The sequence below is a fragment of the Nioella ostreopsis genome, from assembly GCF_004000255.1.
Taxonomy (GTDB): domain Bacteria; phylum Pseudomonadota; class Alphaproteobacteria; order Rhodobacterales; family Rhodobacteraceae; genus Nioella; species Nioella ostreopsis.
This window is the reverse complement of sequence record NZ_RCIQ01000001.1, coordinates 491,650-502,060: the sequence shown is the minus strand read 5'-3', so window position 1 is coordinate 502,060 and position 10,411 is coordinate 491,650. Positions and strand designations below refer to the sequence as shown.

The window sequence follows — 10,411 nt, the reverse complement described above, 5'->3', positions numbered from 1 at the left end:
GGACAGAAACCGAGAGCCGCAAGCTACTGCGCCGCTTGCAGGCGACTCTGGCCGAGGCGGGGGTGAACGTGGGCATGATCGTGCAGAACATCTCGGAAGAGGGCCGCACCGACATGACCTTCTCCTGCCCCACCAACCAGGTGGCGCGGGCAGAGGCGGCGATGAATGCCGCGAAAGAGCGGGGCGAGATCAACTTCCACGATCTGATCTCCGACACCAATGTCGCCAAGGTCTCGATCGTCGGCATCGGCATGCGCAGCCACGCCGGTGTGGCCGCCCGCATGTTCCAGGCCCTGCGCGACGAGAACATCAATATCAAGGTGATCACCACCTCCGAGATCAAGGTCTCGGTCCTCATCGACCGCAAATACATGGAACTGGCCGTTCAGGCGCTCCACGACGCGTTTGAGCTGGAAAAGGCGGGCTAAGCTACGCCCGCTGGCAGCGCGCGAGTCGATCCGGGGGGGTTACCTCCCCGATCCGAGATCCATTCCGCTAACATTGCGTCCACCGGGCTGCATCACACGGCTAGATCCAAGGTCCAAACCACTGACGTTGCTTGTATCAGCGATTGCAGGTGAGGTCAGGGCCATCGGCAACGCGATGCTCAGGGCGGCGATGAGGGTAATGGTTTTCATGTCTGATCTCCAGCAATCGGCTTGATATCCATGGGTCGGATGACCACGGCATCGGGTTCAAAAACTCTCGCATCCACGTGAATATCCGTGCCAATCGCACAACAATCCGCCGATTGCCGTAAGATGTGCCGGATTAACCTCTCTTACGTTGCGCCGCCCCCGCCCCGCGCGCTATTGCTGAATTGGGGGCAGAACGCCCGACAGGGATCCAGGGATAAGGCAAGATGCCCGAAAGGACAGAAACCGAGAGCCGCAAGCTCCTGCGCCGCTTGCAGGCGACGCTGGCCGAGGCCGGCGCCGGTCAGGAACGGCTGGACCGGATCACCCATATCATTGCCGATTCGCTTGGCTGTGAGGTGTGCTCGATCTACCTGTTCCGCGATGCCATCACGCTGGAGCTTTGCGCCACCGAGGGCCTCGCGCAGGAAGCCGTGCACGTCACGCGCCTGCGTGTGGGCGAGGGCCTTGTGGGCCGCGTCGCCAGCCGCATGCGCCCCGTCAACACCGACAATGCCCCCGCCGAACCCGGCTTCCGCTACATGCCCGAAACCGGGGAGGAGGCGTTCACCTCCTTCCTTGGCGTGCCCATCCAGCGGCTTGGCGAGAAACTGGGCGTGCTGGTCATCCAGTCGAAAGAGGCCCGCAGCTTCACCGATGACGAGCTTTACGCCATAGAGGTCGTGGCCATGGTGCTTGCCGAGATGACCGAGCTTGGCGCCTTCGTGGGCGAGGGCGAGGCGATGTCCGCCCGCCACCAGCAATCGGTCGTGTTCCATGGCGGCATCGGGCAGGAAGGCGCGGCCGAGGGCAAGGTCTGGCTGCACGAACCGCGCGTGGTGATCACCAACCCGATTGCCGACGACCCCGCCGAGGAACGCAAGCGCCTGAACGAGGCGGTGGACAAGCTGCGCATGTCGGTCGACCAGATGCTGTCCAACGCCCCCAAGGGCGATGCCGAACAGATCGAGGTGCTACAGGCCTATCGCATGTTCGCCAATTCCCGTGGCTGGATGCGGCGGATGGAGGAAGACATCGAACGCGGCCTGTCTGCCGAGGCCGCCGTCGAAAAGGAACAATCCACCGCCCGCGCAAGGATGCAGACGGTGCCCGACGCGTATCTGCGTGAACGCCTTCATGACCTCGACGACCTGTCCAACCGCCTGCTGCGGCAGCTGACCGGTCAGGGGGCCGACACTGGCGCGCAGATGCCGGAAAATCCGGTTCTGGTGGCGCGCAATATCGGCCCTGCCGAACTGCTGGACTACGGCCGCTCGCTACGCGGTGTGGTGCTGGAGGAAGGCTCCGTCGCGAGTCACGCCGCCATTGTCGCCCGCGCGCTGGCCATTCCGCTGATCGTCCATGCGGGGCGGATCACGCAAGAGGCGCTGAACGGCGACACGATCCTTGTCGATGGCGATGCAGGGGTGGTTCACCTGCGCCCCGAGGAAACCGTCGCCAACGCCTTCCGCGACAAGATCGCCATGCGCACGGCGGCGCAGGAACGCTACGCCTCGATCCGCGACAAGCCCGCCGAGACGCTGGACGGCGCGCATATTGCGCTGACCATGAATGCGGGCCTGATGGCCGACCTGCCCTCGCTGCCCTCTTCCGGGGCGGAAGGCGTGGGCCTGTTTCGAACCGAACTGCAATTCCTGACCCGCAGCACGGTCCCCAAGCGGGGCGAACTGGCCGCACTCTATGCGCGCGTGATGGATGCGGCGGGCGGCAAGCGGGTTTGCTTCCGCACGCTTGATATCGGGTCGGACAAGGTGCTGCCCTATATGAAACCGCAGGACGAGCCCAACCCGGCGCTCGGGTGGCGGGCGATCCGGCTGGGGCTGGACAAGCCCGGCGTCATGCGCATGCAGCTTCAGGCGCTGATCCGGGCCGCGAATGGCAGGCCCCTGACCGTGATGTTCCCCTTCATCGCCCAATTCGAGGAATTCACCGCCGCCCGTGACCATCTGCTGCGCGAACTGGACCGTGAGGCGGCGCTTGGCCACCCGTTGCCCGAAAGCGTCGAAATCGGCGCAATGCTGGAAACGCCCTCGCTGGCCTTCGCGCCCCGGCAGTTTTTCGAGATGGCCGATTTCATCTCGATCGGCGGCAATGACCTGAAACAGTTCTTCTTCGCCGCCGACCGCGAAAACGAACGGGTGCGCAGGCGCTACGATACGCTCAATGTCAGCTTCCTGACCTTCCTCGGCCAGATCGTCGACCGCTGCACCGACACCGGCACACCGCTCAGCTTCTGCGGCGAGGATGCAGGCCGCCCGGTGGAGGCGCTGTGTTTCGCCGCCATGGGGCTGAGGGCGCTGTCCATGCGGCCCGCATCCATCGGGCCGGTGAAATCCCTGCTCAGGCGCGTGGATCTGCGCGAGGCACGTGCCATCATCAACGAGGCCCAGGCCCAGGGCGCGCAATCGGTGCGGCCTGCGGTGATGGACTGGCTGAAGCGGGTGGGCTGACCGCACAGGGTGCAATCGGCGGTATTGACCGAGATCAATTTGCATATGCCAACTATTGCGTATCCTCATTGCAATCGTGCCTATGAGGAGAAAGACCATGCAGAGGATAGAGACCAAGCCTGTCTGGGCGACCGCGCCCCGTGCATTCCTGACCGTTCTGGGTGTGACGATCCTGTCGATGTCATCCCCGGCCCAGGCCCAGATGAACCCCTGTCCCTATACCAATGACGGCGATTGCGACGAGCCCAACGGGCTTGGCTATTGCGCCTGGGGCACCGATACCGCCGACTGCTCCAACCCCTACTCCAATTTCGGCAGCGGGCGCTACATCCCTCCCGGCAGCGGTGGCTATACGCCGCCGGTCTCCTCTGGCGGGCTGATGAACCCCTGCCCCTACACTAATGACGGCGATTGCGACGAACCCAACGGGCTTGGCCTCTGTGCCTGGGGCACGGATACCGCAGATTGTTCCAGCCCCTATTCCAACTACGGATCCGGCAGCGGCTATTCCGGGGGTGGCGGTGGCTACACGCCCCCCGTCACGGGCGGCGGCGGCGGTCTGATGAACCCCTGCCCCTACACAAATGATGGCGATTGCGACGAGCCCAACGGGCTTGGCTACTGCGCCTGGGGCACGGATACCGCCGACTGCTCCAACCCCTATTCGAACTATGGCTCCGGCAGCGGCTATGCGGGCGGCGGCACGGGTCAGCCGCAGCCCCCGACGACCGGCACCGGCACCGGCACCCCCGGAGTCAACGTAGCGGGGACGTGGAATATCAATGCCAACGGGTATCGGGGCACGCTGACCATCACCCCGATCGGCGGCAGCACGCTGACCGGCAATATCAACTTCGGCAGCCAGGAGCCGATCACCGACGTCTCCTACAATGCCGCGACCGGTCAGCTCTATTTCGAGCGGCCCAATGTCACGCAGACCTATACCGGTCGGGTCAACGGCAACCAGATCACCGGTACGTTCACATGGTCAGGCGGCACCTATAACTGGACGGCCAGCCGGTAATCTCACTGCACATCCCAACAAGAGGGCGGGTCATCCCGCCCTTTTTCCGTTTCGGCAGCATCGGCGGAGTCCCCGTTTTGTCTGCACGCCCGGTGTACGGGGGGTGCACAAGGGGTGTACGGGGGGCGCCCCCCTTTTTTCAGCCCGTCCAGGCCGTCACGGGCCCGGTGATCCCGTCCCAATCCCCGATCCCCAGAACGCGGTCAGGGTTGGTGGGTGGCGGCATTTCCACCCCCTCCAGCCGGGAAAACCCGAAGCGGCTGTAATAGGGCGCATCCCCGACCAGCAGCACCCGTGGCCAGCCGAGGTCCCAGGCGATCGACAGGCTATCCTGCATCAGCGCGCCGCCCAACCCTTCTCCCTGACGGGTCGGATGCACGGCAACGGGACCAAGCAGCAACGCGTCCTGCGCCCCTACATGCACCGGCCAGTAACGTATTGCGCCTGCTAGGATATTTTCGGGATCACGCGCCACCCGGCAGAGCCGCGCCACCGGCGGCACACCATCGCGCAGCCGGTAGGAGGACAGCGCCTCGCGCCCCGGTGCAAAGCACAGGTCGTACAGCGCCTCGACCTCCCAATGGTCTTCCGAATTTTCCTGCCCGAACTGGTACACCCGCCCGATCCGTCCCGATTTTCTTCTGGAACCGGCCCTAGCACGGCGCTAGGTCGTTGCCAAACGGATCAACAAGGATTGCGCGATGTTCTATGAACCCAAGAACGGCCACGGCCTGCCCCACAACCCGTTCAACGCGCTGATCACGCCGCGCCCCATCGGCTGGATTTCCACAAGATCGTCAGAGGGTTACGACAATCTCGCCCCCTATTCCTTCTTCAACGGCGTGGCCTATACCCCGCCGCAGGTGATGTTTTCCTGCACCTCCGGAAAGCATGACCGGGATGGCGTGAAAGACAGCGTCGCCAATATCGTCGAGACCGGGGTTTTCTGTGTGAATGTCGTGGCTTACGAGATGGCGCAGGTGATGAACCAGACCTCCGGCCCCTGGGACAAGGGGGTGGACGAGTTCACCGATGCGGGGATCGAAAAGGCCGAGTGCAAGATGATCGACTGTCCCCGCGTCGCCGCCGCGCCCGCCAATATGGAATGCCGCCTGACCCAGATCGTGAAGATCGAGGGCGAGGCGAATACGGTCGTGTTCGGCGAGGTGATCGGCATTCACATGCGCGACGATTGCCTTGTCGACGGCATATTCGACGTGCGGACCTTCCAGCCTGTGGGGCGGCTCGGATATCGGGATTTCACCCGGGTGACGGAGCTGTTCAGCCTGAAGCGGCCTCAGGAATAGCGCCTGATAACAAGGCGATAAGCCGGGCGAGGTCACCCTTGGCCCGCGCTGGCCTGTCCAGCATCAGAACGCGGCCCGTCGGGTGGCGGCGCGTATATAGGGGGACAAGTGTTCCCTCAGCCATTTGGCGTTCCAGCAGGAAGCCATGCCCCATCAGAACGCCCGCCCCCGCCTCGGCCTCCGCCACCGCAAGGCTGTAGAGCGAAAAGCGCGGCGCATCGGCGAGGTCGGGCAAGGCAACGCCCTCTTTCGCGGCCCAATCGGGCCAGTCGGAGGACCAGCTTTCATCATTCAGTAAGGTTTCGGTGCCAAGATCGCCCGCGGATCGCACCCGCGCCGCCACCTTCGGGGACGCGACCGGGAAAATCTCGTCGGGGGCCAGCGCCACCCCCTCGGGGCAGTCTCCCGCGTCGCGCGGAAAAAGGCTCAGGTCGAAAAGATCCCGCCGCAGGTTTGGCGGGCTCTCCAGCGCCGTGATCGACAGCCGCACCCCCGGCAAGGCCGCCCGGATCGCGGCCAGCCGGGGATAGAGCCAGAGCTGCGCCACGCTCGGCAGCGCCGCGATCGTCAGCGTGGCGCGGGGTTTCATTTCGCGGATCATCCGCGTCGCCTCGCCGATCCCATCGAACGCCCCCGCCAGCACTGGGGCCACCTGCCGCCCGGCCTCGGTCAGTTCCACCCCCTGCGCGCGACGACGGAACAGGGCCACGCCCGACCAGGCCTCCACCGCCTTGATATGCTGGGAAATCGCGCCGGGCGTCACCGACAATTCCTCCGCCGCCGCCGCGAAAGAGCCAAGCCGCGCGGCGGCTTCAAACGCGCGTAACGCATTGAGAGCAGGCCCTTTCGGGCGCGGTGGCGCAACAGCTATTTCAACTACCCCTAGTTTTTCTAAACTCAAGAATAGGAAATCTGGTTTGCCCTGTCACCCCCTTGGCCCGCATGATCGGCGCAACCAGATGAGGAGACCCCACATGACACTCGCCCGCCGCGCTTGGGTGCCCGACGCCTGCGAAGACCTGATCCAGCGCATCGCCACCCACACCGCCACCGAAGACAGCAGCGCAATCAGCGCCCGGATCGAGGCCCTGGCCGAGGCCAACCGCCACATCCATGAACGCGACTGCTTCAACCTCAACCCCGCCACTAACGTGATGAACCCAAAGGCCGAGGCGCTTCTGGCCAGCGGCATGGGCAGCCGCCCGTCGCTTGGCTATCCCGGCGACAAGTATGAAATGGGGCTGGAGGCGATCGAGGAAATCGAAGTTATCGCGGCGGAGCTTGCAGCCGAGGTCTTCAACGCGAAATACGCCGAAATCCGGGTGCCCTCGGGCGCGATTTCCAACCTCTACGCCTTCATGGCGACCTGCAAGCCGGGCGACACGATCATCGCCCCGCCCGCCGCCGTGGGGGGCCATGTCACGCACCATGAACTGGGCTGTGCCGGACTCTACGGGTTGCGCATCCTGCCCGCGCCGGTCCATGCGGATGGCTATACAGTGGACGTCGACGGCTTGCGCAAACTGGCGCTGGCGGAAAACCCCAGGCTCATTACGATCGGGGCGAGCCTCAACCTCTTCGAACACCCGGTGGCCGAGGTCCGCAAGGTGGCGGACGAGGTGGGCGCGAAACTCCTTTTCGACGCGGCCCATCAATGCGGGATCATCGCGGGCAAGGCGTGGAAAGACCCGCTGGCCGAAGGCGCGCATCTGATGACGATGTCGACCTACAAGAGCCTCGGTGGCCCCGCGGGCGGGCTGATCGTGACGAACGAGGCCGATCTGGCCGAAAAGCTCGATCACATCGCCTTCCCCGGCATGACCGCGAATTTCGACGTGGCCAAATCGGCGGCGCTGGCCGTCACCCTGCTGGACTGGCGCGACCATGGCCGGGCCTATGCGGGCGAGATGATCCGCATGGCGCAGGCGCTGGCCGAGGCGCTGGCAGGAGAGGGCCTGCCCGTCTTCCGGGGCGCGGGCGGCTACACGCACTCGCACCAGTTCGCTATCGAGGCCAAGGGCTTCGGCGGCGGGCAGGCAGCATCCAAGACGCTGCGGCAGGCGGGGTTCCTGGCCTGTGGCATCGGGCTGCCGATTGCCCCGGTCGAGGGCGACATGAACGGGCTGCGCATCGGCACGCCGGAACTGGTCCGGTGGGGCATGACGGCAGAGGATGCGCCGCGTCTGGCGGCGCTTATTTCTCGGGCATTGCGGTCCAATGATCCGGCATCCCTCGCCGCTGAGGTCTCGGACTGGCGGCAAAGCTTCGACCGGCTGCATTTCGTGAATTGAGACCGAAGCCCCACGCCGCTAGGGTGCCCCCGACAGACCAGTGACGGGGGCATTCATGGACACGGTGATCGGGGTAATCGGCGGCTCGGGCGTCTACGAGATCGAGGGGCTGGAGGGTGCGGAATGGGTGACGGTGGAAAGCCCCTTCGGGACGCCGTCCGATCAGCTTCTGACCGGCGTGCTCGACGGGGTGAAGATGGTCTTCCTGCCCCGCCACGGGCGCGGCCATGTGCATACGCCCTCCACCGTGCCCTATCGGGCCAATATCGACGCGCTGAAGCGCATGGGCGTGACCGACGTGATCAGCGTGTCCGCCTGCGGGTCGTTCCGCGAGGAAATGGCGCCGGGTGATTTCGTGGTCGTGGACCAGTTCATCGACCGCACCTTCGCGCGGGAAAAAACCTTTTTCGGCCCGGGGCTTGTGGGCCATGTCAGCGTGGCGCACCCGACCTGCCCGCGGCTTGGTGCGGCCTGCGTGACGGCGGCCATCGATGCGGGCATCACCGTGCATGACGGCGGCACCTATCTGGCGATGGAAGGTCCGCAATTCAGCAGCCTGGCGGAATCGAAGATGTATCGAGAAAGCTGGGGCTGCGATGTGATCGGCATGACCAACATGCCCGAGGCGAAACTGGCCCGCGAGGCGGAGCTTTGCTATGCCTCCGTCGCCATGATCACCGACTATGACAGCTGGCATCCCGATCATGGAGAGGTCGATATCGGCCAGATCATCGCCACGCTGACGGGAAATGCCGGGAAGGCCAAGGCGTTGGTGGGCAGGTTGCCCGCGCTTCTGGGGACCGACCGCACGCTCTGCCCGCATGGCTGCGACCGGGCATTGGAGTATGCGATCCTGACCGCGCCGGACAAACGCGATCCGGCGATGGTGGAGAAGCTGTCCGCCATCGCTGGCCGGGTGCTGTGAGCCGCGCGCGAAAAATCCTGCTTCTGGGGGCGGATGGGTTCATCGGCCGCCACATCGCCTTTCACCTGCGCGCCGAAGGCTGGACAGTGCTGGCCTCCGCCCGGCGGGTGCGGGCGCTCGACCAGATGGGGTTCGAGACCATTGCCGCCGATCTGAGCCGCCCCGAAACTCATGACCCCGCCTTCTGGGCCCCGCATCTGAAGGGCTGCCAATATGTGGTAAACGCGGCGGGGTTGCTGACCGGCAGCGAGGACGCGTTTCAGGGCGTGCATGTGCTGGCCCCCAAGGCCGTCTATCAAGCAATGCCGGAAGGCTGCCGGGCGCTGCTGATCTCTGCCGTGGGGTTGGAGGCGGAGACGCCCTTTGCGCTTTATCGGCGGCAGGGCGAGGCGCTGGCGGACCGGCACCGCGTCACCAACCTGCGGCCCGGTTTGGTGCTGGCCGACAGCGCCTATGGCGGTTCGGCCCTGGCACGAGGGCTGGCGGCGTTGCCGCTGGTGACGCCCGTGGTGGGCAAGGGCGAGCAGGTGTTCAACCCGATCCATGCCACCGATCTGGCGAAGGTCATCCTGGCCTGTCTGGCGGATCGCCCCGGCCCCGGCGCGCATGAGATCGGCGGGCCGGAACGGGTGACGCAGGCCCAAATGTTGCAGTCCATGCGGCGGTGGCTGGGGCTGCGCCCGGTGCCCCTGCTACGGATGCCACGGGTTCTGGCGCGCGGGCTGGCGCGGGTGGGGGATGTGCTGAGTTTCGGGCCGATTTCCACCACCGCTTTGGACCAGTTGGCCACTGGTGTGGAGGCGCAGGAGGCGCCGCTGCTGGAGCGCCTGCCCGAAGCCGCGCATCCGCGTGGATTTTCCCGGTTCATGGCCGCCCGCCCCGCTGGCACCGCCGATCTGTGGCACGCACGGCTCTACCTGATGAAACCTGCGCTTCGGCTGGTGCTGATCCTGCTTTGGCTGGTCTCGGGGCTGTTGGGCCTCTTCCTGCCATCGCAAAGCTTCCTGCCGATGATCCCCGAGGGCATGCTGTCGGACCCGGTGCTGATCGTGCTGGCGCGGGCGGGCGGGGTGGCGGATCTGGCGTTGGCGGTGCTTTTGGCGGCGGCGTGGCGGCTGAAACTGCTTGGCTGGCTGCAACTGGGGCTGGTCGTGGCCTACACAGCGGCCTTCACGGTGCTGTCGCCGGACCTGTGGCTGCTGCCGCTTGGCGGGCTGCTGAAGAACCTGCCGATCCTGATGCTGATCTGGCTCTTCCTCGTGCTGGAGGAAGAACGCTGATGGACCCCTACCTTCTGGCCCTCTGGCTGCATATCCTGTCATCCACTGTTCTGTTCGGCACCGGGATCGGCACCGCGTTCCAGATGGTCTGGGCGATGCGGACAGGCAAGGTGGAGACGGTGCATTCCGTGGCCTCCGGCGTGGTCTGGGCCGATTGGCTGTTCACCACGCCAGCGGGCATCGCTCAGCCGCTGACCGGGCTGTGGCTGATCTACATCGCCGGCTATTCGTTTGTGGAGCCTTGGTTGTTGGCAACCTACGCGCTCTACGTGCTGGCGTTCATCTGTTGGGCGCCGGTGGTGCACCTGCAAATCCGCATTCGTGACCTGGCGGGCGCGGCACTGGCCACGGGCGCGCCCCTGCCCGACGACGCACGCCGTCTCTACCGCATCTGGTTCGCGCTTGGCTGGCCCGCCTTCGCGGCGTTGGCGGGGGTCTTTTGGCTGATGGTGTCGCGCCCGGCGCTTTGGTAAGCGAC

General features: G+C 65.4%; 11 protein-coding genes. 8 read left to right on the top strand and 3 right to left on the bottom strand.

Annotated features, from left to right (window positions below; all coding sequences use genetic code 11):
* The coding region (locus tag EP237_RS02565; RefSeq protein WP_127557755.1) for an ACT domain-containing protein at positions 1–428 on the top strand (428 nt) is incomplete at its 5' end.
* A 39-nt stretch (positions 429–467) separates the two neighbouring features.
* Here the strand turns inward: EP237_RS02565 and EP237_RS23025 are convergent.
* Complete coding sequence (locus EP237_RS23025; protein WP_164744596.1) at positions 468–638, bottom strand: hypothetical protein; 171 nt, start codon at positions 636–638, stop codon at positions 468–470.
* Between the two features lie 224 nt (positions 639–862).
* Between EP237_RS23025 and ptsP the strand changes: the two genes are divergently transcribed.
* Together ptsP and EP237_RS02555 are read left to right on the top strand one after the other, a co-directional pair.
* A complete protein-coding gene (ptsP, locus tag EP237_RS02560; protein WP_127557753.1) occupies positions 863–3,106 on the top strand; it encodes a phosphoenolpyruvate--protein phosphotransferase in 2,244 nt (747 codons plus the stop codon).
* A gap of 97 nt (positions 3,107–3,203) precedes the next feature.
* On the top strand, positions 3,204–4,130 hold the full coding sequence (locus EP237_RS02555; protein ID WP_127557751.1) for a hypothetical protein: 927 nt from the start codon (positions 3,204–3,206) through the stop codon (positions 4,128–4,130).
* A 139-nt stretch (positions 4,131–4,269) separates the two neighbouring features.
* Here the strand turns inward: EP237_RS02555 and EP237_RS02550 are convergent, their stop codons facing one another.
* Positions 4,270–4,746: a GNAT family N-acetyltransferase gene (locus EP237_RS02550; protein WP_127557749.1), complete on the bottom strand. Its 477-nt coding sequence runs from the start codon at positions 4,744–4,746 to the stop codon at positions 4,270–4,272.
* A gap of 85 nt (positions 4,747–4,831) precedes the next feature.
* On the opposite strand from EP237_RS02550, the gene EP237_RS02545 reads away from it, so the two are divergent.
* Positions 4,832–5,437, top strand: a complete 606-nt coding sequence (locus EP237_RS02545; protein ID WP_127557747.1) for a flavin reductase family protein — start codon at positions 4,832–4,834, stop codon at positions 5,435–5,437.
* Here the strand turns inward: EP237_RS02545 and EP237_RS02540 are convergent.
* Positions 5,412–6,338: a LysR family transcriptional regulator gene (locus EP237_RS02540; RefSeq protein WP_240661454.1), complete on the bottom strand. Its 927-nt coding sequence runs from the start codon at positions 6,336–6,338 to the stop codon at positions 5,412–5,414. The genes EP237_RS02545 and EP237_RS02540 overlap by 26 nt on opposite strands.
* 73 nt (positions 6,339–6,411) lie before the next feature.
* On the opposite strand from EP237_RS02540, the gene EP237_RS02535 reads away from it, so the two are divergent.
* Genes EP237_RS02535 through EP237_RS02520 form a run of 4 tightly spaced genes read left to right on the top strand, consistent with a single transcriptional unit; the run spans position 6,412 to position 10,406 of the window.
* Positions 6,412–7,728, top strand: coding sequence for a serine hydroxymethyltransferase (locus tag EP237_RS02535; RefSeq protein WP_127557745.1), 1,317 nt, complete (start codon positions 6,412–6,414; stop codon positions 7,726–7,728).
* 55 nt (positions 7,729–7,783) lie between these two features.
* Positions 7,784–8,653 carry an S-methyl-5'-thioadenosine phosphorylase gene (locus EP237_RS02530; RefSeq protein WP_127557743.1) on the top strand — a complete coding sequence of 290 codons (870 nt, stop codon included), beginning with the start codon at positions 7,784–7,786 and terminating at the stop codon, positions 8,651–8,653.
* Complete coding sequence (locus tag EP237_RS02525; protein WP_127557740.1) at positions 8,650–9,933, top strand: DoxX-like family protein; 1,284 nt, start codon at positions 8,650–8,652, stop codon at positions 9,931–9,933. The genes EP237_RS02530 and EP237_RS02525 overlap by 4 nt, the downstream gene beginning before the upstream one ends.
* On the top strand, positions 9,933–10,406 hold the full coding sequence (locus EP237_RS02520) for a DUF2269 family protein (protein ID WP_127557738.1): 474 nt from the start codon (positions 9,933–9,935) through the stop codon (positions 10,404–10,406). The genes EP237_RS02525 and EP237_RS02520 overlap by 1 nt, the downstream gene beginning before the upstream one ends.
* The last annotated feature ends 5 nt before the right edge of the window (positions 10,407–10,411 follow it).

Coding starts and splice junctions, on each gene's coding strand:
- EP237_RS23025 (WP_164744596.1), bottom strand. CDS start 638: ATGAAAACCATTACCCTCATCGCCGCCCTGAGCATCGCGTTGCCGATG.
- ptsP (WP_127557753.1), top strand. CDS start 863: ATGCCCGAAAGGACAGAAACCGAGAGCCGCAAGCTCCTGCGCCGCTTG.
- EP237_RS02555 (WP_127557751.1), top strand. CDS start 3,204: ATGCAGAGGATAGAGACCAAGCCTGTCTGGGCGACCGCGCCCCGTGCA.
- EP237_RS02545 (WP_127557747.1), top strand. CDS start 4,832: ATGTTCTATGAACCCAAGAACGGCCACGGCCTGCCCCACAACCCGTTC.
- EP237_RS02535 (WP_127557745.1), top strand. CDS start 6,412: ATGACACTCGCCCGCCGCGCTTGGGTGCCCGACGCCTGCGAAGACCTG.
- EP237_RS02530 (WP_127557743.1), top strand. CDS start 7,784: ATGGACACGGTGATCGGGGTAATCGGCGGCTCGGGCGTCTACGAGATC.
- EP237_RS02520 (WP_127557738.1), top strand. CDS start 9,933: ATGGACCCCTACCTTCTGGCCCTCTGGCTGCATATCCTGTCATCCACT.